This is a genomic window from Pseudomonas arvensis, from assembly GCF_056688935.1.
In genome coordinates this window covers 5760193-5786634 of sequence record NZ_CP162038.1, presented here as the reverse complement: position 1 = coordinate 5786634, position 26442 = coordinate 5760193, and the positions used below count along the sequence as shown (strand labels likewise).

Genomic DNA, 26442 nt, shown 5'->3' with positions numbered 1-26442 from the left:
GACTGACCATGGATGTGAGCAAGACCAAAAGCAGCTTCTACCGCCGCCTGTACGTGGCGTACCTGATCGACAGTGGGCTGGCCAGCAGTGTGCCGGCGCTGACCGACGCCACCGGCATGCCTCGGCGCACGGCGCAGGACACGATTGCGGCATTGGCTGACCTGGATATCGTGTGTGAATTCGAGCAAGAGGACGGTGCCCGTAACCATGCCGGGCACTATCGGATTCGTGATTGGGGCGCAATTGATCGGCGTTGGATCGAAGGCAATCTGGCTTCGGTGAAGCAGGTGTTGGGGTATCCCTGAAGCTTTTGCACTGTTTCGGCTGACGCCATCGGGGGCAAGCCCCCTCCCGCATGTGGGAGGGGGCTTGCCCCCGATAAGGCCCTCAAACCCGCCGCATACCAATATGTGGAATGTCATCCTCAAGGTATTCCTCACCCGCCACCACAAACCCATACCGTCCGTAATACCCCTGCAGATGCGCCTGGGCTGACAGAAAGATCGGCGTATCCGGCCAGATCTCTTCAATCTGCTTGAGCGTTTCTTCCATCATCGCGTGCCCCAGCCCGGTCCCCCGCGCCACTGGCGCGACGATCACCCGGCCAACTACCACATCGCCGCCTTGGGACTCCGGATCCAGCAGGCGCAGGTAGGCTACCAGTTCATCGTCTTTCCAGCCCATCAGGTGGTGGGTGTCGCCCGCTAGGTCTTGCCCGTCGATGTCTTGATAAACGCACTTCTGCTCGACAACGAAGACCTCGCCGCGCAGGCGCAGGATGGCGTACAGCTGCTCCTTGCCCAGGTCAGTGTGATGTTTGCAGACCCAATCGACTGTCATGGTGTGTTCTCACGTGAATGTCTGTTCTGGATAGTAAGCGCGGCGCGCGGTGGTGTCTAAATCAACTATTTTTGTGAGTGAAATCAATTTGCCATCATTGAGTGCATGCGCCAGCCGTTTCTTTGTGTAATCTGAGCTAATGTTAGAACCTCAGGCGCAGCCTGAGCTAAGGCCACCGCCTGTCCGCCAAGGATTTTGAGCATGCCGCGATTGTCTCGTGCCGTTGCTTTGATGGGAGTGTTGTTGCTGGCGACGCCTGCATGTGCACAGCGCCTGCGTCTGGTCGCGGATGCCTGGCCGCCCTTTACCGATGCCACGCTGATCAACGGTGGCTTGGCCACCGACATTGTCAGCACGGCCCTGGCCCGCGCCGGCTATGCCAGTGATTTCGAGCAGGTGCCTTGGGCTCGCGCGCTGATGGGCGTGGGTGACGGGCGCTATGACGTGCTGATCAACGCCTGGTACGACGACGCCCGTACGCAATTGGGGCAGTTCTCCGGCGAATACCTGCTCAACCGCGTGCGCTTTATCAAGCGCCGTGATGATCCCATCGAGTATCAGAACCTGCAGCAACTGCACGACTACCCCATCGCCGTGGTGCGCGGTTATGCGTATTCGGCGGCGTTCGATGGTGACGCGCAGTTGCAGAAAGTCCCTGTGCATAACTTTGCCATGGCCGTGCGGATGCTGGCGGCGCAGCGCGTGCGGCTGACGGTGGAGGATGAATATGTGGCGCGCTTTTACCTGTCACGGGAATCGGCGCGGGTGCGCAATTCGGTGGAGTTCCTGCCCCAGCCGCTGAGTGAAAACAGCCTGCATATCCTGGTGAGCCTGAAGAACCCAGAGCATGCGCAGATTGTCGCGAGCTTTGATCGCGAGATTGCCAAGATGAAGGCTGATGGCAGTTATGCGCGGTTGATGAAGGCTCATGGGATGTAGCGGCCTAAGCCGCGCTGGTGTCCTTGATCAAATGCGCCGCCAATGTTCGCAGCGGCCCCAGTTGCCGACAAATCAACGCCAACTGCGTCTGCACCAACCGCTGCCCTTCATCTATCTCGTCCGGCATCTGCTCCAGGTCCGCCGCCAGGGCTTCCTCGGCGTCGCTCTGGATCGCAATGGGCTGCTTGTTGGCCAATCCTGTCGCGATTTCATCAATGCTCGCCGCGAGCGTTTTGCCCGCGCCGTCGATGAGATGCTCGCGCACTTCGGCCGGCAATTGCGTGTCGCGGTGCGCACCGAGCCCTGACAGGTAACTGAGCAAGGTGTGGGACAACACCAGGAAACGGAACCCCACATCCGCTTCCTTACGGAAATGCCCCGGTTCCATCAGCATATTGGCGAGGGTGGTCGACAGCGCCGCGTCGGCGTTGTGCGCGTTGCGGCGGGCCAGGCGGTAGGCCAGGTCGTCGCTCTTGCCGGCAGCGTATTGCTGCATGATCTGGCGCAGGTAGATGCTGTTGCAGGTCAGGGTGTTGGCCAGCACTTTGTTCAGTCGGCGGCCTTGCCAGTCCGGCAGGAACAGGAACACCGCCAGGCCCGCGATCAAGCTGCCGAGCAAGGTATCGAACAGCCTTGGCAGGAACAGCCCGTAGCCATCCCCCACCTGGTTGAAGCAGAACAGCACCATCAAGGTGATCGCTGCCGTGGCCAGGGTGTAGCGGGTGGTGCGGTTGATAAAGAACACCAGGCCAGCGGCGATGGCGAACATCGACTGCACCAAGGGGTTGGGGAACAGGTCGAACAGCGCCCAGGCCACGGTAAGGCCGATGGCGGTGCCGATAATCCGCTGGCCGAGCTTGCGCCGCGTGGCGCCGTAGTTGGGCTGGCACACAAACAGGGTGGTGAGGATGATCCAGTAACCCTGGGAAGCATGGATGGCGTGCAAGGTGCCGTAGCCGATGGTCAATGCCAGGGACAGGCGCAAGGCGTGGCGGAACAGCAGCGACGTCGGCGTCAGTTGCGTGCGCAGGCGCGTCCACATTTCCCTGAGGTTGCGCGGCGCACGGTCCAGCAGGTTGCTGTCGGTGGCGTCGGCCAGGGCGTCCGGGTTGCTCGCATCGCCCAGCAAACGGTCGAGGGTGGACAAGTTGGCCGCCAGCGCGCGCAACGAGCGCAGCAGGCCGCGCCAGGCCGGGTTGCTCTGGATGCGCAGGTGTTCCAGGGAGGCATTCAGGTCGCTGAGGGCTTCGGCGAAGCTGTCGTCATAGATGAACGGTTGGCGCAGTTGGATCGACTCGGCCAGGGCCTGGCAGGCCTTGCCTTGCTGACGCAGCAGGCGCTGGCAGCGGAACAGCACGTCGCTGTGGAAGAAAGCATCGGCGAGGGCGTTGTAAGGATAGTGGGAGGAACTGGCGCGCTCGTGGATGTCCTGGGCGAGGAAGTACAGCTTGAGGTAGCGGCTGACCTTCGACCCCGGTCGGCCGTTGCCCACGCGGTGCAGGATGATTTCCTTCGCCGCATTCAGCGCGGCCACCACCCGACCATTTTGCTGGGCCAGTTCCAGGCGGCGCGCTTCCACATCCAACTGGCGGATCGGTTCAAACAGCGACGATTTGAGCTTGAGATAGCGCCCCAACTCGCGGAACAACCGCGCCAGGCTCTGCTGCACCGGCTGGTTGGAAAACAGCGCCTGCCACAGCACCGACAACGCGCCGTACCAGGCCGCACCGGCCACCAGCAGCAATGGCTCATGCCAGAAATCACTGACGGCGCCGCCACGCTGGTCCACGCCGATCATGGTGTAGACCGACAAAATCAAAGTGGCCGAGGCAATCGCCCCATAACGTTCGCCCAAGGCGCCGAGCATGGTCAGGCCGAACGTCGCCAGGGCCAGGGAGATGGCGAAAACCCAGGGAAAAGGGAACAGCAACTCCACCGACAGCGCGGCGATGCTGAAACACACCAGCGTCACGGCCAGGGCGTTGAGGCGGCCTTGCCAACTGTCGTCGGTCTCGGCCAGGGCGCTGGCGATAATCCCCAGGAACAGCGGGATCAGCAGCGTCATTTCATCCTGGTACCAGCACAGCGCCATGCTGCCGGTGAGGGCGATGAATACCCGAATGCTGTAGCTGAATTTATCCAGGGCCCACAGGCGCCGCATGGACTGCTTGAACGAGGTCGATGACATGAAGTCGTGAGTCTTCCGGGACGATGCCGTTAAATTGAGCTATCAAGGACGCCACGGCAAGGGTGGTGATCACATCTCACTGCAATTTATTCCCTGGCACACCTCAAATCAAAATGTGGGAGGGGGCTTGCCCCCGATAGCAGTGTGTCAGCCAGAACATCTTTGACTGATACACCGCCATCGGGGGCAAGCCCCCTCCCACATTTGACCGAGTACATCCTCTAGGCGTACTGCGCAGCAGCGTAACCCGACGCCCACGCCCACTGGAAGTTAAACCCACCCAAGTGCCCGGTCACATCCAGCACTTCACCAATGAAGTACAACCCAGGGCTTTTCAGCGACTCCATGGTCTTGGACGACACTTCTCGCGTATCCACCCCGCCCAACGTCACCTCGGCGGTGCGATAACCCTCGGTACCCGCCGGCACCAGCTGCCAACTGCCCAGCTTCTGCGCAATGTCGGCGATCTCTGCGTGGGTGTACTGCTTCATCGGCTTGGACACAAACCACGTCTCTGCCAGCAGGTTGGCCATCTTCTTGGTGAAGATCTCACCCAGCAAGGTTTTCAGCTCGCTGTTGGGGCGCTCGGCCTGTTGCTGTTGCAGCCAGGTGTGGGCGTCGTGGTCGGGCAGCAGGTTGATTTCCACGGTGTCGCCGGATTCCCAATACGAGGAAATCTGCAGGATCGCCGGCCCGCTCAGGCCACGGTGGGTAAACAGGATGTTCTCGCGAAAGCTCTGGTCGTTGCAGCTGACCAGGCAATCCACGGAGGTGCCGGACAACTCGCCGCACAAGTCCTTGAGCTGATCGGTGATGGTGAACGGCACCAGGCCTGCGCGGGTCGGCAGTAGTTCGTGGCCGAATTGCCTGGCCACTTGATAACCAAAACCGGTGGCGCCCAAGGTCGGTATCGACAAGCCGCCGGTGGCGATCACCAGGGATTCGCAGCGCAGTTCGCCCAAGGTGGTCTGCAATTGATAACCGCTGTCGACCTTGGCGATTTCCTGCACCGAAGTGTCCAGGTGCATGTTCACGCCCGCCTGGATGCACTCGTCGAGCAGCATGCCGAGGATGTCGCTGGACTTGTTGTCGCAGAACAGTTGGCCGAGCTTCTTCTCGTGATACGGCACGCCGTGCTTGGCCACCAGCCCAATGAAATCCCACTGGGTGTAGCGGGCCAGGGCGGATTTGCAGAAGTGCGCGTTGTGCGAGAGGAAGTTGGCAGGCTCGGTGTACATATTGGTGAAATTGCAGCGGCCACCGCCGGACATCAGGATCTTTTTGCCAGCCTTGTTCGCATGGTCGATCAACATCACCTTACGCCCACGCCCGGCGGCGGTCAGCGCACACATCAAGCCTGCGGCGCCGGCGCCAATGATCACAACTTCGGTCGAGCGCAAAACGGTGTCCTCATGCAAATTCTGATTTGGATCTCCATTGGGTTGGAGATTTCTTACAGGATGCGCACGCGCAACGAACGGCCTTTGATCTTGCCGTCATTCAAGCGCTGCAACGCCTGCTTGGCGATGCCACGTTCCACGGCCACGAACGCCTGGAAGTCAAAGATCGCGATCTTGCCGACCTGAGCGCCGGGGATGCCGGCGTCGCCGGTCAGTGCACCGAGGATGTCACCCGGACGCACCTTGTCTTTGCGGCCAGCGGCGATGCACAGCGTGCTCATCACCGGCAGCAACGGACCGCCGCTTTGCGGCTTGAGGTTGTCCAGTTGGTCCCAGTTCAGTGGCGACTTCTGCAGTTGCTCGATGGCCTGGGCGCGGTGCGCTTCGGACGGCGCCACCAGGCTGATGGCGATACCGGTCTCGCCCGCACGGCCAGTCCGGCCAACGCGGTGGATGTGGATTTCCGAGTCGCGGGCCAGTTCGACGTTGATCACCATGTCCAACGCATCAATGTCCAAACCACGGGCGGCGACGTCAGTGGCCACCAGCACTGAGGTGCTGCGGTTGGCAAACATCGCCAGCACCTGGTCACGGTCGCGCTGTTCCAGGTCGCCATGCAGGCCAACGGCGGAAATACCCTTGGCCGTCAGGTGGTCGACGGTTTCCTGCACTTGCTGCTTGGTAAAGCAGAACGCCACGCAGGAGGCTGGGCGGAAGTGCGCCAGCACCTTGGTCACGGCGTCCATGCGTTCTTCCGGCGAGATCTCGAAGAAACGCTGCTCGATCTGGTCATCGGAGTGGAAGGCTTCGGCCTTCACTTGCTGCGGTGCGCGCATGAACTTGGACGCCAACTGCTTGATGCTCACCGGGTAGGTGGCCGAAAACAGCAGGGTCTGGCGGCGTGGCGGGGTTTTGCTGATGATGTCTTCGATGGCGTCGTAGAAGCCCATGTCGAGCATGCGGTCGGCTTCGTCGAGGATCAGGGTGTTCAGGCCGTCCAGCACCAGCGAACCTTTGCGCAGGTGTTGCTGGATGCGGCCCGGAGTGCCGACGATCACGTGGGCGCCGTGTTCAAGGGACGCGATCTGCGGGCCGAGGGACACGCCGCCGCACAGGGTCAGGACCTTGATGTTGTCTTCGGCACGGGCCAGGCGACGGATTTCCTTGGCCACCTGGTCGGCCAGTTCACGGGTCGGGCACATCACCAGCGCCTGGCAGCCGAAGTAGCGCGGGTTGATCGGGTTCAACAGGCCGATGCCGAAGGCTGCGGTCTTGCCGCTGCCGGTCTTGGCCTGGGCAATCAGGTCCAGCCCCTTGAGGATCACCGGCAAGCTTTGCGCCTGGATCTGCGTCATCTCGACATAACCCAGCGAGTCGAGGTTAGCCAGCATGGCGGCGGAGAGCGGCAAAGTATTAAAAGCGGTGGCGATGGTGGTCACGGGACTGGCTCTGCAAAACAAAATGTCGCGCAGTGTACCAGTACCGTGGGAATTTCCTTGCAAGTTCTAGACGAGCCGCCGGTTAATGCTCGATATGTTGGTCCGGGTTGGCCACCCGTTTGCCGTCTTTTGGCGACAGTTGCAGGAAGATCGCCGCCGCCAGCATCGCCATGATGCCCACGGTGAGGAAGGTCAATTGGAAAGCGCCGAGGATACTGTCCACTCCATCATTGCCCGCTTCGGCAGTAAACCCGCCGAGCAGCGCACCGGCACAGGCCACGCCCAGGCTAAGGGACAATTGCGCCACCACCGACAGCAGACTGTTGCCGCTGCTGGCCTGGGCGTCGTCGAGGTCGATCAGGGTCACGGTGTTCATCGCGGTGAATTGCAGGGAGTTGATCGCCCCCAGCACCGCGAGCATGCCCAGCAGCAACGGGTAGGGCGTTTGTTCCGTGACCAGGCCCATGCTGGCGAGCATCAGGCCCAGCGCCAGCGTGTTGCCGGTGAGCACGATGCGATAACCCAGGCGCTCGATCAGCGGCCGCGCCACCGACTTGGCAAACATCGCCGCCGCCGCCAGGGGCAGCATGCTCATGCCGGCCTGCGACGGCGAATAGCCCAGCGCCACCTGCAACAGCAGCGGCACCAGGAACGGCAGCGCGCCGCTGCCCAGCCGGGCGAACAGGTTGCCCAGAATGCCCACGGCAAAGGTGCGCGTCTTGAACAGCACCGGCGAGAACAGCGCATTGTCGATATGCCCGGCCCGCAGCCAATACGCCGCCAGGCACGCCAGCCCGCCGAACAGCAGCAACATCACCCGCAGGTGCGGCAGGTGCAGTTCGCCCAGGCCTTCCATGGCGATAGTGATCAGCACCATCGCCGCGCCGAACAGCAGGAAGCCGATGCCATCGAAGCGCGTGCGCTCGCTGCCGCGCAGGTCGGGGATGAATTTCCACACGGCGTAGCAACCGATCATGCCCACCGGCAGGTTGATCAGGAAGATCCAGTGCCAGGTCAGGTATTGCACCATCCAGCCGCCCATGGTCGGGCCTAGCAAGGGGCCGAGCAGGCCGGGAATGGTGATGAAGCCCATGATTCGCACCAGCTCGGAGCGTGGGTAAGCACGTAAGACTACAAGCCGGCCCACGGGCAGCATCAACGCACCGCCCAAACCTTGGACCACCCGCGCGCCCACCAGCATGGTCAGGCTGCTGGACAACGCGCACAGCAAGGAGCCGATGCTGAACAGCATGATCGCGCCAAAGAAGATTTTCTTGGTGCCGAAGCGGTCGGCGATCCAGCCCGACGCCGGGATCAGCAGGGCGACGGTGAGCATGTAGGCGATCACCACGCCTTGCATGCGCAGCGGGTTCTCGGCGAGGTCCCGCGCCATGGCCGGCAGTGCGGTGTTCAGAATCGTCCCATCCAGCGACTGCATGAAGAAGGCAATCGCCACCACCCAGGGGAGCCAGCGGGCGGTCTTGGCATCGAGCGGGACGCGATTCGGCATGGGAACCCTTTTGTTAGCAGGCTATGTGTTGGCGATTATGCGCCATCCGTCGCGCTTTTTCCCACTGGCGGTTCGTCTAAGTCCGACAACGTCGCGTGCTCACCCACCAGGTAATTCAGCAGGGCGCGGTGCACCGACAACGCGGCCTCGCGGGACTCCAGATCGAGCAAATGGCCGGTGTGCTCGGCCACGGCAAAGCTGCTGCGCGCCACGTACTGCTTGAACAACTGGGCTTCGGCAGCCGGGGTGTATTCGTCCAGGGCGCCGTTGAGGAAATGCACCGGCGTTTCAATCTGCCGCAGTGCGGGCAGGTAGTTGCCGTCGCCCAGGCCCAGCACCTGATGGATATGAAAGCGCGCCTGCCGGTACTCGGTGGTGGCCATGGTCGACAGGTGCCGATGGTTGTTGCGCTTGAGCCGGGGCGAAAGGTATTTGCCGACCGTCTCGTTGAGCAAGTGGCCGACGGCGGACTTGTCATCGGCCTCGATCAGCACGCGCACACGCTCCACATAGTCGAGCATCGCTTGATTGAGGTTGGGCGCCAGGGCCATCACCACCGAGCTTTCGATGGACGGCGGGTTGTGCGCCAGGGTCAGCAGCGTGGAGATGCCGCCCCAGGAGGCCGACACCAAGTGGTTGACCTCGAAACGCTCGACCAGGGCGCGCAGCATCTGTACTTCGTCGTCCTTGGTCACCAGGTCCAGGTCGGTGTTGTGCTCGCGGGAGTAGCCGGAGAATGGCAAGTCGAACATGAGTACATTGAACTGCTCAGCCAGGCATTTGCTGGTGCGGGCGAAGGAGCGCGTGGTGGACAGCGCGCCATTGACCATCAGCACCGTCTTCTTTTGCGGGTCGTGACCCAGTTGCTCCACGTGAACGTTGTAGTGTTTGAACAGCTTTTGTATGACGAAACTTCCATGGTTCATCGCATCACTTCCGGTGTGTGGCGGTATGCCACTAACCGTTATAACGAGGTTTTTTGCAGGCGACAACAGGCTGCACGGGGAGACGTGTGAGATGGGATTTGGCGGTAGGAATAGGTGAAACGAAGTCTCTGAAATCACGCTAAGCAATGTGGGAGGGGGCTATCCGGCTCCCACATTGGGTTTGCAGTGTTTAGAGGGTTAGCGTCAGGCGTTTTACCAAGGCGCCGGGGAGCAGGTTGGACGCAGTATTGCGCTGCCCATAGGTACTGGCCGACAACAGCAACTCGCGCTCGGCGGTAAGCGCTTCCAACTGCGAACCCAGCAAGCTGTAGACACTGTCATCAAAACGCATGGTGCTGACCGGCGCCTTGATTTCGCCGTCTTCCACCCAGAACGTAGCGAAGCGCGTCATGCCGGTCAGGCGTGCGGCCGGCAGGTCGGAGTAGTTCAGGTACCACAGGTTGCTGATGTACAGGCCGGTGCCCAACTGCTTGAGGATCTCGGTCTGGGCCAGGCTGCCTGCGGCCATCTGCAAGGCGCTGGGGGATTCGTCGCTGCCGGCGCCGTTGGCGCTCAGGTCATATTCGGCGGCGCTGCGCGAGTTCACCAGTTGGCCGTCGGCCTTGCCGGCGTTGATCAGCGTGACATCGCTGCGCGGGTAGCCCTCACTGGAAAACGCCTGGCTCAGGGAGCCGCTGATCTGTTCGCTCACCGTTACCAGCGGGCTGAGGTGTTGCTCACCGGCGTACAGTTTTTGCAGCGAGCTGCCTTTGCTGGCGATGGCCTGGGCGGAGAAACCACCCCAGGTGATGATGCTGATGATTTCTTCCAGTGCCGCCGGGGCCAGGTAGGCGCGGTACTCTCCGGGTGGCAGGGTATGCAGCGGTCGGCCGAGGAACTCAAGCTGGTCGCGGGCCTGTTGCAAGCGGCGGGCGAATTCCGCGCTGTCCCAGGTATGCCCGGCGTAGCTGGCCTTTACCGCTTCGCCGTTGGCATGGAACAGGCTGAAATCGAAGTTGAAGCTATTGGCCTGGTGCCAGCCGAAGGCTCCGTCGGAACTGGCAAAGCCACGGCTGATCGGCCCGGCGGCATAGATCCCGACCAGGTCCACGCCGTCGGCAGCCTGGCTGATGTCCTCCAGTACGAGGCCCAGGTCGGGCAACGGCTGGGCCTGTTCGTTGTGGCTGTGCCAGGCGTTCTGGTTGAGCAATAGATACGGGTCGAGAGGCAGTAGCGGCAAGGTTTCGCGCAGCTGTTGCAGGCCGGCGGCGAGGCGCTGGCGATCCAGCTCAGGCTCGCCGGCCAGGGTGATGCCGAGGTCGGCATGGCGGCCATCGTTGATCAATTTGAGGTTGAGGCTGGCCTGCTGCACTTGCCCGGCCTGCCGCACCTTGGCGTGGTTGAAGCGCACGAACTCGGACGATTCCGCCGCGTAGCCCAGGTGAAATTGTTCCTTGTCGGTGATGGCTTGCTTGAGCCACTGCACCAATGCCGTGAAGTTGTTCATCAGGCATCTCCCCCAAATACATCTACGTTGCTGAATACGCAGGCTGGCGAGGCGTGGCCGACGCGGATCACCTGGTTGGGTTCACCCTTGCCGCAGTTCGGCGTGCCCAGCACCTTGGAGGTGCTGGCGTCACCCACGGCGCTGAGCTTGCGCCAGAACTGCGCGGAAATCGCCCGGTAGTTGGGGTTCTTCACCACGCCTTTGAGTTCGCCGTTTTCGATCAACTGGCCCCATTCGCAGCCGAACTGGAATTTATTGCGCGCATCGTCGATGGACCAGGAACGGTTGGTCGACATCAGGATGCCGCTTTCGATGCCGCCCACCAACTGCGCGAGGCTCTTGTCACCGGGCTCGATATTCAGGTTGGCCATGCGGTCGATCGGTGCGCGGTTCCAACTGCTGGCGCGGCTGTTGGCCACGCCGCTCATGCCCGATCGGAATTGCGACAGCGCTCCACCCAATGGCTTGATCAACAGCCCTTCGCGGATCAGGAATTGCTTGCTGGCGGCGGTGCCGTCGTCGTCATGGCTGTAGCTGGCGAGTTGCTCGGGAATGTCCGGGTCGAACGTCACGTTGAGCAGCCTGGAGCCGTATTGCAGGTGGCCAAAGTCGCTGGCCTTCACAAAACTGGTGCCGGCGTAGTTGCGCTCGTCGCCGAGGATACGGTCCAGCTCCAGTGGGTGGCCGATGGACTCGTGAATCTGCAGGATCATCTGGTCCGGCATCAGCAGCAGGTCGCGCGGGCCTTGTGGCGTGTTCGGCGCGAGCAGCAGTTGCAGGGCTTCGTCGGCAATGCGCGGCGCGGCGCCGACCAGGCCGAAGCGGTTGATCACCTCAAACCCGCCTTGCTGGCCGAAGTTACTGCCGCCGAGCGTGCGGGTCTGGCTGTCGTTGCCGTCGAAGGCCGTGACGTTGACGCCGGGGAACACAAAACGCTGGGCCTGGCGCAGTTCGGCGCCGGCCGTGTTGAGGTAGATCTGCTCGACGTGGGTCAGGCCGAGGCTTACATCCCAACTGACCAGACGCTCATCCCTGGGCACGGCGGCCGATTCGTCGCCGAGCAGTTGGTAGCAGTCGCTCAGCGACGGGAAGGGCTGGCTGAGATCGGGCGACAGGTAGTCGGCCACGTCGCTGGACACGTGTTGGTCGCGCAGGTCGAGCAGGGCATGAGGCTTGATCTGCCGGGCTTGCTGTTCGGCACGCTCAAGGGCGGCTTGCAGGCCGGCAAGGGAGATATCGTTGGTCGCGGCGTAGGCTTCAACACCGTTGAGACGCACGGTGAGCATGGCGCCTTCGTCGTGGCTCAAGTGGGGCGGTTCGGCGACGTTCTTGCGCACCGACAGGTACTGGCCGGATTCGCGCACGTAGCGCAGGGAGAAGAACTCGGCGCAGGTGCGCAGGGCACTGAAGTGCCGTTTGAGTGTGGCGTGGTGGTCGAACATGGGGCCTTCCTTGTGGGCGGCTCAGCGCAGGCAGACAGAGTAGGCCTGGGCTGGGAGCTGATCAAGGGAGGTGGTTGTGCGTTGTTTGTTCGGGCCCTATCGGGGGCAAGCCCCCTCCCACATTTGGAATGTATTCACAAATCAAAGTGTGGGAGGGGGCTTGCCCCCGATGGAAGCGCCGCGGTCTATCAGTTACTGCGCAATCTCACGCATCGGCTTGCCGCGCACCGGCGCACCGCCTGCTACATAGTAGTCAGCCGTGCTGCGCGGCAATGGCTGGCGGCCACGGATCTTGTCGGCGATTTTCTCGGCGATCATGATCGTCGGCGCGTTCAGGTTGCCGGTGGTGATGATCGGCATGATCGAAGCATCGACCACACGCAGGCCTTGCATGCCATGCACGCGACCTTCGCCATCGACCACGGCCATCTCGTCGGTGCCCATCTTGCACGAGCAGGACGGGTGGAACGCGGTCTCGGCGTGCTCGCGGATGAACGTGTCCAACTGCTCATCGGTTTGCACTTCAATGCCTGGGCTGATTTCGCGGCCACGGTATTGGTCCAGGGCCGGCTGCTGCATGATTTCACGGGTCAGGCGGATGCCATCGCGGAATTCCTGCCAGTCCTGCTCAGTGGCCATGTAGTTGAAGAGGATGCTCGGGTAGTCCCGTGGGTTCTTGGACTTCAGCTGGATGCGGCCACGGCTCGGCGAACGCATGGAGCCCATGTGCGCCTGGAAACCGTGCTCTTTCACGCCGTTGCTGCCGTTGTAGTTAATCGCGACCGGCAGGAAGTGGTACTGGATGTTCGGCCACTCGAACTCTTCACGGGTACGGATAAAACCGCCCGCTTCGAACTGGTTGCTGGCGCCGATACCGGTGCCGTTGAACAGCCATTCGGCGCCGATCGCCGGCTGGTTGTACCAGAGCAGCGACGGGTACAGCGACACCGGTTGGGTGCACGCATATTGCAGGTACAGCTCAAGGTGGTCCTGCAGGTTTTCACCGACGCCGGGCAGGTCGTGGACCACCGGGATGTCGAGGCTTTCCAGCAATTTGGCCGGGCCGACGCCGGAGCGTTGCAGCAGTTGCGGCGAGGCAATTGCGCCGCTGCACACCAGCACTTCCTTGCGTGCACGGGCTTCAATGCGCTCTTCAGCCGCGCCGATCAGGTAACGCACGCCAACGGCACGCTTGCCTTCGAACAGCACTTTGTCGGTGAGGGCGTGGGTGACGATGGTCAGGGTCGAACGCTTCTTGGCGGTGTCCAGGTAACCGCGAGCGGTACTGGCGCGACGGCCGTTCGGCGTGACGGTGCGGTCCATCGGGCCGAAACCTTCCTGCTGATAGCCGTTCAAGTCTTCGGTACGCGGGTAACCGGCCTGCACGCCCGCTTCAACCATGGCGTGGAACAGTGGATTGTTGCCGGCTTTAGGCGTGGTCACGCTGACCGGGCCATCGCCGCCGTGCCAGTCGTTGGGGCCGATATCGCGGGTTTCGGCCTTGCGAAAATACGGCAGGCAGTCGAGGTAGGTCCAGTTTTCCAGGCCTGGCAGCTTCGACCAGTTGTCGTAGTCCATGGCGTTGCCACGGATGTAGCACATGCCGTTGATCAGCGAGGAGCCGCCGAGGCCTTTGCCGCGACCGCACTCCATCCGGCGGCCGTCCATGTGTGGCTCTGGATCGGTCTCGTAGGCCCAGTTGTAGCGGCGACCCTGCAGCGGGAAGGCCAGGGCGGCGGGCATCTGGGTACGGAAGTCCATGCGGTAGTCGGGGCCGCCGGCTTCCAGCAGCAGGACGGTGACGCCTTCGTCTTCGGTCAGACGGGTCGCCAGGGTGTTACCGGCAGAGCCGGCACCCACAATGATGTAATCGTATTCTTGGGACATTGGATGCACCCTCTTTGAAGTTGGTCAGGTCGGGCCTCATCGGGGGCAAGCCCCCTCCCACATTTGGAATGTGTTCACAAATCAAAGTGTGGGAGGGGGCTTGCCCCCGATGGCGGCCTCAAAGGCAGTACAAGGCTCGGGCTCTTAGAACACCGACGCGTAATCGCCCAGCTCAACCTGTACCGATTTGATGCGGGTGAAGTTGTTCAGCGAGCTGATGCCGTTCTCACGACCCACACCGGATTGTTTGTAGCCACCGACCGGCATTTTCGCGTCGGACTCGCCCCAGGCGTTGATCCAGCAGATACCGGCTTCCAACTGATGAATCACGCGGTGGGCGCGGTTAAGGTCCTTGGTGACCAGGCCGGCAGCCAGGCCGAAGTCGGTGTCGTTGGCGCGACGGATCACTTCTTCTTCAGTCTCGTAGGTGAGGATGCTCATCACCGGGCCGAAGATTTCTTCACGCACGATCACCATGTCGTCAGTGCAGTCGGTGAACACAGTCGGTGCCACGAACGCGCCTTTGGCGAAGTCGCCGTCGGTCAGGCGGTCGCCGCCGCACAGCAGGCGGGCGCCTTGCTCTTTGCCTTTGGCGATGTAGCCGAGCACGCTTTCCATGTGGGCGAAGCTGACCAGCGGGCCGAAGTTGGTGTTTTCGTCTTCCGGGTTGCCGACGCGGATGCGCGCAACACGCTCGACGATCTTGGCTTCAAAGGCTGCTTGCAGGTGCTTTGGAACAAACACGCGTGTGCCGTTGGTGCAGACCTGGCCGGAGCTGTAGAAGTTGGCCATCATCGCGGTGTCGGCGGCGCGGTCGAGGTCGGCGTCGTCGAAGATGATCAGTGGGGACTTGCCGCCCAGTTCCATGGTCACGTCTTTGAGCGAAGAGCTCGACGCGCTGGCCATGACTTTCTTGCCGGTGTCGGTGCCGCCGGTGAACGAGATTTTCTCGATGCGCGGGTGCTCGGTCAGCCAGGTGCCGACTTCACGGCCGCTGCCGGTCAGGACGTTGAAAACACCGTCTGGAACACCGGCTTCGGTGTAGATCTCGGCCAGTTTCAGGGTGGTCAGCGACGTCACTTCGCTTGGCTTGAAGATCATCGCGTTACCGGCAGCCAGGGCCGGTGCGGATTTCCACAGGGCGATCTGGATCGGGTAGTTCCACGCGCCGATACCGGCAACCACACCCAGCGGCTCGCGGCGGGTATAGACAAAGGCAGTGTCGCGCAACGGGATCTGCTCGCCTTCGATGGCCGGCACCAGGCCTGCGTAGTATTCCAGCACGTCGGCGCCGGTGACGATGTCGACGTACTTGGTTTCGGAGAAGGCTTTACCGGTGTCCAGGGTTTCCAGGGCGGCCAGCTCATCGTTGCGCTCGCGCAGGATGTCGACGGCACGACGCAGGATGCGCGAACGCTCCATGGCGGTCATGGAGGCCCAGATTTTCTGGCCTTTCTCGGCGCTGACCACGGCACGTTCAACGTCTTCTTTCGTTGCGCGTTGCACTTGGGCGAGAACTTCACCGTTAGCCGGGTTGATGGCTTCGAAGGTGGCATCGCTGCCAGCGTCGCTGTAGCCGCCGTCAATGTAGAGTTTTTGCAGTTCGAAACGGGCCATAAAGTCCTCGCAAGTGCATAAGTGGTTGGCGTTGACCGCCGCCAAGTGGGCCATAAGGGTGTGGCAACACTGAGCGACGGCAGTTCAGGGGTTGAGCGGTTATGTGTGCTCTAACTCACCTGCTTGGCCAATTGGAAATCCATGTATTCGTAAGCGATCCGTTGCGCCTGCGCTGTGTCGAAAGCGTCTCCCGACAGGGCGCCGCGCAACCACAAACCGTCGATCAGGGCCGCCAGGCCTCGGGCTGCTTTGCGTGCGTGCGGCAGCGGCAGCGTTCGGCGGAACTGGCAGCACAGGTTGGAATACAGACGTTGATCGTTGATCCGCTGCAACCTGTGCAATGACGGGTGGTGCATGCTGGTGGCCCAGAAGGCCAACCAGGTTTTCATTGCCGGGCCGTTGACCTGGCTGGCATCGAAGTTGCCCTCGATGATCACCTGAAGATGTGCCCGTGGGCTGTCGTCCGTGAGCGCAAGCCTGCGTTCGTGGACGTTCTCAATCAGCGCGTTCATCAAGTAGCGCATCGTCGCTGCAATAAGGCCGTTCTTGTCCTTGAAGTAGTGACTGATGATGCCGTTCGAAACGCCGGCCAGACGGGCGATCAGCGCAATGCTGGCATCGCCCATCCCGACCTGATCGATGGCCGTCAGCGTGGCTTCGATCAACTGCTGGCGGCGTATGGGTTGCATACCGACCTTGGGCATGTAGCACCTCTCCTTAGGCCTGCCGATGGGCGATGAACGTCCGTCGGCTTGATGGCCAGTCTATTTTGTTTTGATTGAACGTTCAATCAACAAAGAATAAGCTCTGCGACAAATGGTCGCTGCCTACAGGTATTTCCTACCCGGGAGCTGCGACATCTGACACCTGGAAAACCCTTGAAACAGGCCACCTGAGCGCCTGGCACCGCATCGACGGGGCGCAAGAATTTTCGGGGTGTCTTTATAACACCCGTCCGTCGACTGCCGAAAAATCGATGGCCTGGGATAACCGTTGCCTTGTGTTTCTCTCTCGCACTGCCCGGAGCATCTGCGCCATGAGTTCTGCCTCTCTTATAAAGACCCCGCCGGAAAAGGTGCGGGTCAACGGTTGGGTGTTCTACACCTCCACCGCGCTGATCCTGTTGTTGACCGCCATCCTGATCATCGCCCCGCAGGAGGCCGGGCGCATGCTCGGCATTGCCCAGGCGTGGCTGTCGAAAAGCTTCGGCTGGTACTACATGGTGGTCATCGCCGCTTACCTGGTATTCGTGGTGGGCCTGGCGTTTTCGTCCTACGGCAAGTTGAAACTGGGCAGCAAGGACGACACCCCGGATTTCAGCTACGGCGCCTGGGCCGGCATGCTGTTCTCGTCGGGCATCGGCATCTCGTTGCTGTACTTCGGCGCCTCGGAGCCGTTGGATCACTACTTCAACCCGCCCGAAGGCGCGGCCGCCAGCAATGGTGCGGCGCGTCAGGCGTTGCAACTGACCTTCCTGCATTGGGGCCTGCATGGCTGGGCGATCTATGCCTTGGTCGGCCTGGCCGTGGCCTACTTTGCCTACCGCCACAACCAGCCGCTGGCCTTGCGCTCGGCGTTGTACCCGCTGATGGGCGAGCGCTGGGTCAAAGGTGCGGCTGGCCACGCGGTGGACGGTTTCGGCATGTTCGTGACCCTGCTGGGTCTGGTGACCAACCTGGGGATTGGCTCGCTGCAAGTGTCGTCCGGGCTGGAAAACCTGTTCGGCATGGAACACAGCAACACCAACCTGCTGATCGTGATCATCGTGATGAGCACCGTGGCGACCATCGCCGCCGTGTCGGGTGTGGAGAACGGCATTCGTCGCTTGTCCAACCTCAACATCGTGCTGTTCAGCGGTTTGCTGATCTTTGTGCTGCTGTTCGGCCCGACCCTGCACCTGCTCAATGGCCTGGTGCAGAACACCGGTGACTACCTCAACGGCATCGTGCTGAAAACCTTCGACCTGTATGTGTACGAAGGCGACGGTGAGAAGACCGAGCGCTGGATGGGCCTGTGGACCCTGTTCTACTGGGCCTGGTGGATTTCCTGGGCGCCATTCGTAGGCATGTTCATCGCGCGTATTTCCCGTGGTCGTACGGTGCGTGAACTGGTGGCCGGCGTGCTGCTGATCCCGCTGGGCTTTACCCTGGCGTGGCTGTCGATCTTCGGTAACTCGGCGCTGGACCTGGTGCTGAACCAGGGGGCGGTGGAGTTGGGCAAGACGGCCCTGGAACAACCGTCCATGGCGATCTACCAACTGCTGGAGCACTACCCGGCGTCGAAAATCGTCATCGGTGTGTCGATCTTTGTGGGCTTCGTGCTGTTCCTGACCCCGGCGGATTCCGGCGCGGTGATGATGGCCAACCTTTCGTGCAAAGGCGGCAACGTGGATGAAGATGCGCCGCACTGGCTGCGGATCTTCTGGTCGGCGGTGATCACCCTGGTGACCATCGGCCTGCTGTTTGCCGGCAACTTCGAAGCCATGCAAACCATGGTGGTGTTGGCGGGGCTGCCGTTTTCGGTGGTGCTGATTTTCTTCATGTTCGGTTTGCACAAGGCCATGCGCCAGGACGCGGCGATCGAACAGGAGCAGGCGCAATTGGCTGAACGTGGGCGTCGTGGTTTCAGCGAGCGTTTGACCGCCCTGGACCTGCAACCGAGCCAGGCCACCGTGCAGCGCTTTATGGACAAGCACGTAACGCCTGCGCTGGAAGAAGCCGCGATTGCGCTGCGTGATCAGGGGCTGGAAGTGCAGACGCTGCTGGGTAAATCCAAGCGCTGCATCGGTGTGCGGATCGAGATGGAAGAGGGCAACCCGTTTGTCTACGAAGTGAGCCTGGACGCTTACTCGGCGGCGCCGAGCGACTTGCCTGAAGAAGAACGCACCCGCTATTACCGCGCCGAGGTGTACCTGCACAACGGGCCTCAAGAGTACGACCTGATGGGCTTCGCCCAGGAGCAGATTACCCGGGACGTGCTCGATCAGTTTGAAAGCCATCGGCAGCTCCTTGGCCGTGTCTATAGCTGATAGTTGAAAGCCTTGTGGTGTCCTCACTGACACCATTGATTTCAAATGTGGGAGGGGGCTTGCCCCCGATAGCAGTGTGTCAGTCAGTACATTTGTTACTGATGCACCGCCATCGGGGGCAAGCCCCCTCCCACATTGGTTTTGCAGTGTTTGTTAGCCCAGGTTCTTGCCGAGGAGGGCGTGATACAGCTCGCTGTCACCCAGAATCCCCACCACCTTGTTGTTGTCATGCAACACCAGCTTATTCCCCGTCTGGTAGCGAATCTGCAACGCATCGCGCATGCCGATATTCGAGTCCACCAGCGTCGGCACCCGGCCTAAACCTTCAACCGCTTGCCCCGGCGCCCAGTTCTGCAGGTTCATCACCACGCCATTCTGGCGAGCGCCCTGGATGGTGTTGCCTTCGGCCAGGTCCAGCCACGAGTCGCCGCCCGGATCGAGGCACACCGAACCATTCACACGTTTGCAGTTGTCCAGCGTGCGCATCAGGCTGCGGCCGCAGAGCACGTTCAGCGGGTTGGTATGGGCGACGAAGGTGCGCACATAGTCGTCCGCCGGGTTGAGTACGATCTCTTCCGGCACGCTGTACTGGATGATCTTGCCGTCTTTCATGATCGCGATGCGGCTGCCCAGCTTGAGCGCCTCGTCGAGGTCGTGACTCACGAACACGATGGTCTTGCTCAGCTTGCGTTGCAGTTCCAGCAACTCGTCCTGCAAACCCTGGCGGATCAGCGGATCGAGGGCGGAGAAGGGTTCATCCATCAGCAGGATGTCGGCGTCCATCGCCAAGGCGCGGGCCAGGCCGACGCGCTGTTGCATGCCACCCGAGAGCTCGTCCGGCTTCTTGTTGCGCCACTGGGTCAGGCCCACCAGCTCAAGTTTCTCGTCCACCAGCTTGCGCCGTTCTTTCTCGGGACGGCCCTGCATTTCCAGGCCGAAGCTGATGTTTTCGCGCACCGTCAGCCACGGCATCAGGGCGAACTTCTGGAACACCATGGCGATGCGCTTGGTGCGCATCATTTTCAGCTCGGCCGGGGTGCAGGAGGCGATGTCGATCTGGCGACCTTCATGCTCTACAAACAACTGGCCACGGCTGACGGTGTTAAGGCCGTTGATGCAGCGCAGCAGGCTCGACTTGCCGGAGCCCGACAGGCCCATCAGCACGCAGATTTCGCCTTTCTGTACATCCAGGCTGGCTTTTTCCACGCCGACGATCTGCCCGGTCTTTTTCAGGATCTCGTTACGGCTCATGCCCTGATCCAGCAGCTTGAGGGCTTCGCGTGGGTCTTTGGAGAAGATCACATTGACATTGTCGAATCGGATAATGCTCATGCATCACCCCCTACTTTGGCGTCGGGTTGTTTGCAGATGCGGTCGAGCATGATGGCCAGCAGCACGATCGCCAGGCCCGCTTCAAAGCCCAGGGCGATGTCGGCGGTGTTCAGCGCGTTGACCACCGGCTTGCCGAGGCCATCGGCGCCGACCAGCGCGGCGATCACTACCATCGACAGCGACAGCATGATGCATTGGGTAATGCCGGCGGCAATGCTCGGCATGGCGTGGGGCAGTTCAATGCGCGAGAGCAACTGACGGCGCGAGCAGCCAAAGGCCTTGCCGGCGTCCATCAACTCTTGCGGTACATCACGGATACCCAGGTAGGTCAGGCGGATCGGCGCGGCAATCGCGAACACCACCGTGGAGATCAACCCAGGCACCACACCCAGCCCGAAGAGGGTCAGGGTAGGGATGAGGTAGACGAAGGTCGGTACGGTCTGCATCAGATCGAGCACCGGCCGCATCATGGTGTAGAACATCGGTTTGTGCGCGGCAACAATGCCCAGCGGCACGCCGATGACCACGCAGACCAGGGTGGCGAACAGCACCTGCGCCAGGGTCTCCATGGTTTCCTGCCAGTACCCCAGGTTGAGGATCAGCAGGAAGGAGGCAATGACAAAAACAGTCAGTCCCCATTTACGTTGAATAAAGTGAGCCAGCAGCGCAATCAGACCGATCAATGCCAGCGGATTGAACCAGGTCAGCGCAAACGTCACGCCGTGGATCATCGTTTCCAGTGTCGATGCGATTGCGTCGAAGTAGTTGGCGCCGTGTTGGGTCAACCATTCGACGAAGGCAGCGATGTACTGGCCTAGTGGGATTTTCTGTTCAGTCAGCATGGTAGTGAATGTCCACATGCGAAGAGGGAAAACATCCCGGGGCAGCGCACCGCCCCGGGGACAACGGCGTTACTTACTTGTCGAGGTACGCTTTTACGGCAGCAAGGCCAGGTTGGCCGTCAACGGTGGTGACACCGGCGAGCCAGGTGTCGAGGACTTGCGGGTTTTTCTTCAGCCAGGCCTTGGCCGCTGCGTCGGGCTTCATCTTGTCGTCCAGGACGTTACCCATGAGGGTGCTTTCCATGTTCAGGGTGAACGACAGGTTTTTCAGCAGTTGGCCAACGTTGCTGCATTCCTGGGTGTAGCCCTTGCGGACGTTGGTGTAGATGGTGGCCTGGCCGTAGTTGGGGCCGAACGAATCGTCACCCCCGGTCAGGTACTTCATCTTGAAGCGGGTGTTCATCGGGTGCGGTTCCCAGCCGAGGAACACGATGGCCTGGTCGCGCTTGGAGGCGCGCTCAACCTGGGAGAGCATGCCGGCTTCGCTGGATTCGACCACTTTGAAACCGGCGGTTTTCAAGCCGAAGGCGTCTTTGTCGATCAACGTCTGGATGGTGCGGTTGCCGTCGTTACCCGGCTCGATGCCGTAGATCTTGCCGCCCAGCTCATCCTTGAATTTGGCGATATCGGCGAAGTCTTTCAGGCCCTTGTTGTACAGCGCTTCGGGGACCGCCAGGGTGTACTTGGCGTTCTCCAGGTTGGCGCGCACGGTTTCCACGGTGCCGGCATCGCGGTACTGCTTGATGTCGTTTTCCATGGTCGGCATCCAGTTGCCGAGGAAGATGTCCATGTTCTTGCCGTCGGCCAGGGACTTGTAGGTCACTGGTACCGAAATCATCGTGGTGCGCGGCTTGTAGCCCAGGCCCTTGAGGACTTCGCTGGTGGTCGCGGTGGTGACGGTGATGTCGGTCCAGCCGACATCGGAGAAGTTGACGGTCTTGCACTGTTCCGGTTCTGCAGCGTGTGCCATGACTGGCAGACTCAGCATGGCGGCCAACAACAACGAGGGTGAACCTTTCATCTGGGTAGACTCCTGTGTTTTTTCTGGCGGCTTGCGCCGCGCTTTATAAGGGTTGCGGTTGGAGCGTGCGACAACAGCTCTGCCACGGTGCCTTGCCAACGAGTCGAGACTGATCATGTACCAGTGAAAATCTGACGCCTACAGGGGGCGTCGTATCCAGTACAGGGAGGGTCGTATCCAGTGTCGGTGACGTCGCTTACAGGTTTTTCCCAAGGTAAAACCGCAGTTTTTGCCCATCTGCACCGCTGAAAACGGCCAAAACAGGTGTTCGCACGCGTGCGACGCTGGTGAGCATGGGTGCGTCGGTGTGAGACGCCGTGACGGCAGATAAAACCTTGATGATGCCGCCATCTGGGCGATCTGAGCGTAGCAGCTCGTTCAAGCCCGGCCCGTGCTTATCGAGGAGTTTCACGTTAATGGCTATCAGCGTTTTCGACCTGTTCAAGATCGGCATCGGGCCTTCGAGTTCTCACACCGTCGGCCCCATGCGCGCCGCGGCTTTGTTCGTCCAGGCACTGCGTGAACGTGAATTGTTGGAACAAGTACGGCGCGTCGAAGTTCAGCTGTATGGCTCGTTGTCGGCCACCGGCATCGGCCACGGCAGCGACACCGCCACGATCATGGGCCTGATGGGCGAATGGCCGGACGCAATCGATCCCGGGCAAATCGGCGTGCGCATCCACACCCTGCGCGAAACCGACACCCTGCTGCTGGACGGGCGTTTGCCGGTGCCATTCGTGTGGGCACGGGACATGCGTCTGCTCGACGAAAACCTGCCCTTTCACCCCAATGCCATGACCTTGGTGGTGTCCGGTGATGACGGCGAGTTGTACCGCGACACTTATTACTCGGTCGGCGGCGGTTTTGTGGTGGATGAAGCCCAGGCGCAAAGCGGCGTGGCGGACATGGACCGCACCGTGCTGCCCTATGACTTTTCCAGCGCGGTGGAGCTGTTGCAGCTGTGCAAGACCCACAACCTGCGCGTCGCCCAATTGATGATGGCCAATGAAAAGGTCTGGCGCTCCGAAGAAGAAATCCGCAGCGGCCTGATGAAGCTCTGGCGCGCCATGCAGGACTGCGTGGAGCAGGGCCTCAAGCACGAAGGCATCCTGCCTGGGGGCCTCAATGTGCGTCGCCGTGCCGCCAAGTTGCACCGCAGCTTGCAGGAGCTGGGCAAACCCAATGTGATCGGCTCGACCTTGAGCGCCATGGAGTGGGTCAACCTGTTTGCCCTGGCGGTCAACGAAGAAAACGCTGCCGGTGGTCGCATGGTCACCGCCCCTACCAACGGTGCGGCGGGGATTATTCCGGCCGTGCTGCACTACTTCATGAAATTCAGCGACGAAGTCACCGAAGCCAACGTGGTCGACTACCTGCTCAGCGCGGCGGCGGTGGGGATTCTGTGCAAGAAGAACGCTTCGATATCCGGCGCCGAAGTCGGCTGCCAGGGTGAAGTGGGTTCTGCGTGCGCCATGGCCGCGGCCGGGCTGGCCGAGATCCTCGGCGCCACGCCGGAACAACTGTGCAACGCCGCCGAAATCGGCCTGGAGCACAACCTCGGCCTGACCTGCGACCCGGTGGGCGGGCTGGTGCAGGTGCCGTGTATCGAGCGCAACGCGATTGCGGCGGTGAAAGCGATCAACGCGGCGCAAATGGCCTTGCGTGGCGATGGGCAGCACTTTATCTCCCTGGACCGGGTGATCCGCACCATGCGCGATACCGGCGCGGACATGCATGACAAGTACAAAGAGACGTCGCGGGGTGGCTTGGCGGTCAGCGCGGTGGAGTGCTGAGACCGAGTTGCTGCTAATCGGGGGCGAGTCGAATCGTCGCACCGCCCCTCCTACCCTTTGAATTGTGAATATATTCAAGTGTGGGAGGGGGCTTGCCCCCGATAGCGGTAGTCCGCCCAACACTGCTCATAAATTGAACACCCAAGCCAAAAGCGCCACCTTTTAGCGCGTCGCAAACAGATAAGTAGCTTCCAAACGATTTTCCCTCGACCTGCTGTCGCCCGTGCTTGGGGTGACAGGCTTATCCCACACGCCTCAAAGCGCCTTCCCACAAGTGCTACCGTTCTGCTCACGCCCCTTGAGCGGACCTACTCCTACATCATTTCAAGCCATATCCCGTACTTCCCGCGCGGGCTTATATAGAGGCATCAACAGGTCGTTTTCAGGATTTATTGAATAGCCATTCAATTTTAGGCACGGCATTTGCTCTATCCATTCAAAGCCTCTCTTCTTTACCGACGAAGAGCGCAATAACAAGAGCCTCGCCTGAGGCCATCACCCGCTTTGTGTGAGGAGATACCGCGATGACGTCGTTCAACTCAGGGGCCCAACCCCAGAACCGTGCGCCTCAATCCATCGGCTTTTTGCTGCTGGACAATTTCACGCTGATTTCCCTGGCATCGGCCGTGGAACCGCTGCGCATGGCCAACCAACTGTCCGGCCGCGAGCTGTATCGCTGGACAACCCTGAGTGTCGACGGCAACCAGGTCTGGGCCAGCGACGGGCTGCAAATCACCCCCGATGCCTCCATGCACAAAGCCCCGGCCCTGGACACGGTGATCGTGTGCGGCGGCGTGGGTATCCAGCGCACCGTTACCCGTGAACACGTGTCGTGGCTGCAAAGCCAGGCGCGCCAGTCCCGTCGCCTTGGCGCCGTGTGTACCGGCAGTTGGGCCCTGGCCTGCGCCGGCTTGCTCGACGGCTTTGACTGCAGCGTGCACTGGGAATGCCTGGCGTCGATGCAGGAAGCTTTCCCGCGTGTGGCCATGAGCACTCGCCTGTTCACCCTCGATCGCAACCGCTTCACCAGCTCCGGCGGCACCGCGCCGCTGGACATGATGCTGCACCTGATCAGCCGCGACCACGGCCGTGAATTGTCCGCCGCCATTTCCGAGATGTTTGTGTACGAGCGCATCCGCAACGAACAGGATCACCAGCGTGTGCCGCTCAAGCACATGCTTGGCACCAACCAGCCGAAGCTGCAGGAAATCGTCGCGCTGATGGAAGCCAACCTGGAAGAGCCGATCGACCTGGACGAGCTGGCGGTGTACGTCGCCGTGTCGCGGCGCCAGCTGGAGCGCTTGTTCCAGAAATACCTGCACTGCTCGCCGTCGCGCTACTACCTCAAGCTGCGCCTGATTCGCGCACGGCAACTGCTCAAGCAGACGCCGATGTCTATCATCGAAGTGGCGTCGGTGTGCGGGTTTGTCTCCACGCCGCACTTCTCCAAGTGCTACCGCGAATACTTCGGCATTCCGCCACGGGATGAGCGCGTCGGTTCCAACACCACCCAGCAGGTGGCGATGATGCCGATTCCGCAGGCGCTGGTATTGGCGCCATTGGCGGGGCCGATGTCGGCGTTGAGCCAGGCGCGCAATGAGTCGACTTTTGCCAGCGTGAGGCTCTAGACCGAGTCGCCTGCATCGGGGGCAAGCCCCCTCCCATAGTTGACCGAGTTTCAACATGCGAATGCGGTCAAAATGTGGGGGGGGCTTGCCCCCGATAGCGGTTTATCAGGCGCCAGAGTTCTGCTTGAACTGCACCAAAGCCGGCAACAGCTGCTTATCAATCGCCTGACGCACCGCCGGCAAAATCGTCGCGCTGCCGGTGTACATCTGCTCAACCATACCCTTGAGCGCCTTGGCCCGCGCTTCGCTCAAACCGCGTACGGCACATTCACAGGCCTGCTCGGCAGTAGAGCCGCTGGAGACTTCGAAACCCAGTGAGCGCAGTTGGCCCAGCAGGTCATCCTGATCAATCAAATCCGCATGCATCATGACGTTTATCCTGGTGAGGGGAGCGGGGTTCGACCTCGATTCTGGTAGCCACTCCGGCGGTCGGCAAGGGCAGAATGCGCGAATGCCTCAGATGGCTATGAGCGTGTCGTTTTCGGGCCATTTGCGGACGGCACTTACCGGCACACTGCATCCAGGCACACAGCTTGATGGTTTGGTCACCCTCGGGATGTAACGCTCTCACAAGGCACCTCTGCCCTGATCCAGTCACGGCTGGATCGGGGCTTTTTTTGCCGGTTATTTTTTAGCGGGCAAACCAATGACCCGGCCGAGGAGGGCGGGCTTGGGCAGGTCCGCTTGTTCGGCGCGCAGGGCGATGATTTTTCCCAGCGTCGCCTCGGTAAACGGCGCCGACTGCGGGCCGGCCAGGTCGACGTGCAAGAGCATTTGCTCGTTGCCCGCCAGTTCCCGTTCTTCGCCCATTGGATGCAGGCTGTGATAGAGGTGCAGGCGCTTGGCGTCGTGGGCGATCAGTTGGGTGTGCACCTCAACCTTGGCGCCGAGTTTTACCTCGTGCAGGTAGTTCAGGTGCAGTTCCAGGGTGAACAGCGAGTGGCCGCTGGCTTCGCGGTTGTCGCTGTCCAGGCCCAGGGTGTCCATCAGCGCGTCGGTGGCGTAGCTGAAAATCAGCAGGTAGAACGCGTCGCGCAGGTGGCCGTTGTAGTCGACCCAGTCGGGGAGGACTGGGGTGGTGTAGGTGATCAATGCAGGCATGG

The 26442-nt window shown here is 61.3% G+C and carries 22 protein-coding genes; 5 read left to right on the top strand and 17 right to left on the bottom strand.

What is annotated here, in order from left to right:
- The first annotated feature begins 8 nt into the window (after positions 1–8).
- Positions 9–305: a winged helix-turn-helix domain-containing protein gene (locus tag AB3G88_RS26345; protein WP_099585782.1), complete on the top strand. Its 297-nt coding sequence runs from the start codon at positions 9–11 to the stop codon at positions 303–305.
- A gap of 82 nt (positions 306–387) precedes the next feature.
- On the opposite strand, the gene AB3G88_RS26340 is transcribed toward AB3G88_RS26345, so the two are convergent.
- Entirely contained in the window at positions 388–840 is a 453-nt protein-coding gene (locus tag AB3G88_RS26340) for a GNAT family N-acetyltransferase (RefSeq protein WP_480452333.1), read from the bottom strand.
- 201 nt (positions 841–1041) lie between these two features.
- Here AB3G88_RS26340 and AB3G88_RS26335 point away from each other — a divergent pair, with 201 nt between their 5' ends.
- Positions 1042–1779, top strand: coding sequence for a substrate-binding periplasmic protein (locus tag AB3G88_RS26335; RefSeq protein ID WP_099585780.1), 738 nt, complete (start codon positions 1042–1044; stop codon positions 1777–1779).
- Between the two features lie 4 nt (positions 1780–1783).
- On the opposite strand, the gene yccS is transcribed toward AB3G88_RS26335, so the two are convergent.
- From yccS to betI, 10 genes are all read right to left on the bottom strand, one after another.
- Entirely contained in the window at positions 1784–3967 is a 2184-nt protein-coding gene (gene yccS, locus AB3G88_RS26330) for a YccS family putative transporter (RefSeq protein ID WP_480452330.1), read from the bottom strand.
- A gap of 221 nt (positions 3968–4188) precedes the next feature.
- The gene (locus AB3G88_RS26325; RefSeq protein WP_099585778.1) at positions 4189–5367 is read right to left on the bottom strand and encodes a BaiN/RdsA family NAD(P)/FAD-dependent oxidoreductase; all 1179 of its coding nucleotides are present in this window, start codon (positions 5365–5367) and stop codon (positions 4189–4191) included.
- 53 nt (positions 5368–5420) lie between these two features.
- The gene (gene dbpA, locus AB3G88_RS26320) at positions 5421–6758 is read right to left on the bottom strand and encodes an ATP-dependent RNA helicase DbpA (protein WP_244643590.1); all 1338 of its coding nucleotides are present in this window, start codon (positions 6756–6758) and stop codon (positions 5421–5423) included.
- A 130-nt stretch (positions 6759–6888) separates the two neighbouring features.
- Positions 6889–8316 carry a multidrug transporter subunit MdtD gene (gene mdtD / locus AB3G88_RS26315; protein ID WP_099585776.1) on the bottom strand — a complete coding sequence of 476 codons (1428 nt, stop codon included), beginning with the start codon at positions 8314–8316 and terminating at the stop codon, positions 6889–6891.
- 35 nt (positions 8317–8351) lie between these two features.
- Positions 8352–9242 carry an alpha/beta fold hydrolase gene (locus AB3G88_RS26310; protein WP_480452328.1) on the bottom strand — a complete coding sequence of 297 codons (891 nt, stop codon included), beginning with the start codon at positions 9240–9242 and terminating at the stop codon, positions 8352–8354.
- 190 nt (positions 9243–9432) lie between these two features.
- Complete coding sequence (locus tag AB3G88_RS26305) at positions 9433–10749, bottom strand: TldD/PmbA family protein (RefSeq protein WP_480452326.1); 1317 nt, start codon at positions 10747–10749, stop codon at positions 9433–9435.
- A complete protein-coding gene (locus AB3G88_RS26300) occupies positions 10749–12191 on the bottom strand; it encodes a TldD/PmbA family protein (protein ID WP_250926158.1) in 1443 nt (480 codons plus the stop codon). Before AB3G88_RS26300 ends, AB3G88_RS26305 begins: the two co-directional genes overlap by 1 nt.
- Positions 12192–12383: 192 nt before the next feature.
- Positions 12384–14078: a choline dehydrogenase gene (gene betA / locus AB3G88_RS26295; RefSeq protein WP_480452324.1), complete on the bottom strand. Its 1695-nt coding sequence runs from the start codon at positions 14076–14078 to the stop codon at positions 12384–12386.
- 144 nt (positions 14079–14222) lie between these two features.
- Complete coding sequence (betB, locus tag AB3G88_RS26290; RefSeq protein WP_480452321.1) at positions 14223–15695, bottom strand: betaine-aldehyde dehydrogenase; 1473 nt, start codon at positions 15693–15695, stop codon at positions 14223–14225.
- Between the two features lie 110 nt (positions 15696–15805).
- Entirely contained in the window at positions 15806–16399 is a 594-nt protein-coding gene (gene betI, locus AB3G88_RS26285) for a transcriptional regulator BetI (protein WP_032884029.1), read from the bottom strand.
- A 389-nt stretch (positions 16400–16788) separates the two neighbouring features.
- Here betI and AB3G88_RS26280 point away from each other — a divergent pair, with 389 nt between their 5' ends.
- The gene (locus tag AB3G88_RS26280; protein ID WP_250926185.1) at positions 16789–18723 is read left to right on the top strand and encodes a BCCT family transporter; all 1935 of its coding nucleotides are present in this window, start codon (positions 16789–16791) and stop codon (positions 18721–18723) included.
- Between the two features lie 153 nt (positions 18724–18876).
- On the opposite strand, the gene choV is transcribed toward AB3G88_RS26280, so the two are convergent.
- From choV to AB3G88_RS26260, 4 genes are all read right to left on the bottom strand, one after another.
- Positions 18877–20055, bottom strand: a complete 1179-nt coding sequence (gene choV, locus AB3G88_RS26275; protein ID WP_480452319.1) for a choline ABC transporter ATP-binding protein — start codon at positions 20053–20055, stop codon at positions 18877–18879.
- The gene (gene choW, locus AB3G88_RS26270) at positions 20052–20897 is read right to left on the bottom strand and encodes a choline ABC transporter permease subunit (RefSeq protein ID WP_010207125.1); all 846 of its coding nucleotides are present in this window, start codon (positions 20895–20897) and stop codon (positions 20052–20054) included. Before choW ends, choV begins: the two co-directional genes overlap by 4 nt.
- 73 nt (positions 20898–20970) lie before the next feature.
- Positions 20971–21918, bottom strand: coding sequence for a choline ABC transporter substrate-binding protein (locus AB3G88_RS26265; RefSeq protein WP_099585769.1), 948 nt, complete (start codon positions 21916–21918; stop codon positions 20971–20973).
- Between the two features lie 196 nt (positions 21919–22114).
- On the bottom strand, positions 22115–22330 hold the full coding sequence (locus AB3G88_RS26260; protein WP_143522468.1) for a hypothetical protein: 216 nt from the start codon (positions 22328–22330) through the stop codon (positions 22115–22117).
- 4 nt (positions 22331–22334) lie between these two features.
- Here AB3G88_RS26260 and AB3G88_RS26255 point away from each other — a divergent pair, with 4 nt between their 5' ends.
- Positions 22335–23711, top strand: a complete 1377-nt coding sequence (locus AB3G88_RS26255) for an L-serine ammonia-lyase (RefSeq protein WP_158876711.1) — start codon at positions 22335–22337, stop codon at positions 23709–23711.
- A 524-nt stretch (positions 23712–24235) separates the two neighbouring features.
- Positions 24236–25339, top strand: a complete 1104-nt coding sequence (gene gbdR, locus AB3G88_RS26250; RefSeq protein WP_099585767.1) for a choline metabolism transcriptional regulator GbdR — start codon at positions 24236–24238, stop codon at positions 25337–25339.
- Positions 25340–25444: 105 nt separating this feature from the next.
- Here the strand turns inward: gbdR and AB3G88_RS26245 are convergent, their stop codons facing one another.
- Together AB3G88_RS26245 and AB3G88_RS26240 are read right to left on the bottom strand one after the other, a co-directional pair.
- A complete protein-coding gene (locus AB3G88_RS26245) occupies positions 25445–25708 on the bottom strand; it encodes a hypothetical protein (protein ID WP_017735989.1) in 264 nt (87 codons plus the stop codon).
- Positions 25709–25963: 255 nt separating this feature from the next.
- Positions 25964–26440, bottom strand: a complete 477-nt coding sequence (locus AB3G88_RS26240; RefSeq protein WP_480452315.1) for a thioesterase family protein — start codon at positions 26438–26440, stop codon at positions 25964–25966.
- Positions 26441–26442: the final 2 nt, after the last annotated feature.

Excerpts from the sequence above, each read along its gene's own strand:
- yccS (WP_480452330.1), bottom strand. The coding sequence starts at position 3,967 with ATGTCATCGACCTCGTTCAAGCAGTCCATGCGGCGCCTGTGGGCCCTG.
- AB3G88_RS26300 (WP_250926158.1), bottom strand. The coding sequence starts at position 12,191 with ATGTTCGACCACCACGCCACACTCAAACGGCACTTCAGTGCCCTGCGC.
- AB3G88_RS26345 (WP_099585782.1), top strand. The coding sequence starts at position 9 with ATGGATGTGAGCAAGACCAAAAGCAGCTTCTACCGCCGCCTGTACGTG.
- dbpA (WP_244643590.1), bottom strand. The coding sequence starts at position 6,758 with ATGCTGGCTAACCTCGACTCGCTGGGTTATGTCGAGATGACGCAGATC.
- AB3G88_RS26255 (WP_158876711.1), top strand. The coding sequence starts at position 22,335 with ATGGCTATCAGCGTTTTCGACCTGTTCAAGATCGGCATCGGGCCTTCG.
- betI (WP_032884029.1), bottom strand. The coding sequence starts at position 16,399 with ATGCCCAAGGTCGGTATGCAACCCATACGCCGCCAGCAGTTGATCGAA.
- AB3G88_RS26335 (WP_099585780.1), top strand. The coding sequence starts at position 1,042 with ATGCCGCGATTGTCTCGTGCCGTTGCTTTGATGGGAGTGTTGTTGCTG.
- gbdR (WP_099585767.1), top strand. The coding sequence starts at position 24,236 with ATGACGTCGTTCAACTCAGGGGCCCAACCCCAGAACCGTGCGCCTCAA.
- mdtD (WP_099585776.1), bottom strand. The coding sequence starts at position 8,316 with ATGCCGAATCGCGTCCCGCTCGATGCCAAGACCGCCCGCTGGCTCCCC.
- betB (WP_480452321.1), bottom strand. The coding sequence starts at position 15,695 with ATGGCCCGTTTCGAACTGCAAAAACTCTACATTGACGGCGGCTACAGC.
- AB3G88_RS26340 (WP_480452333.1), bottom strand. The coding sequence starts at position 840 with ATGACAGTCGATTGGGTCTGCAAACATCACACTGACCTGGGCAAGGAG.
- AB3G88_RS26310 (WP_480452328.1), bottom strand. The coding sequence starts at position 9,242 with ATGAACCATGGAAGTTTCGTCATACAAAAGCTGTTCAAACACTACAAC.
- AB3G88_RS26245 (WP_017735989.1), bottom strand. The coding sequence starts at position 25,708 with ATGATGCATGCGGATTTGATTGATCAGGATGACCTGCTGGGCCAACTG.
- AB3G88_RS26265 (WP_099585769.1), bottom strand. The coding sequence starts at position 21,918 with ATGAAAGGTTCACCCTCGTTGTTGTTGGCCGCCATGCTGAGTCTGCCA.
- choW (WP_010207125.1), bottom strand. The coding sequence starts at position 20,897 with ATGCTGACTGAACAGAAAATCCCACTAGGCCAGTACATCGCTGCCTTC.
- AB3G88_RS26240 (WP_480452315.1), bottom strand. The coding sequence starts at position 26,440 with ATGCCTGCATTGATCACCTACACCACCCCAGTCCTCCCCGACTGGGTC.
- AB3G88_RS26305 (WP_480452326.1), bottom strand. The coding sequence starts at position 10,749 with ATGAACAACTTCACGGCATTGGTGCAGTGGCTCAAGCAAGCCATCACC.
- betA (WP_480452324.1), bottom strand. The coding sequence starts at position 14,078 with ATGTCCCAAGAATACGATTACATCATTGTGGGTGCCGGCTCTGCCGGT.
- choV (WP_480452319.1), bottom strand. The coding sequence starts at position 20,055 with ATGAGCATTATCCGATTCGACAATGTCAATGTGATCTTCTCCAAAGAC.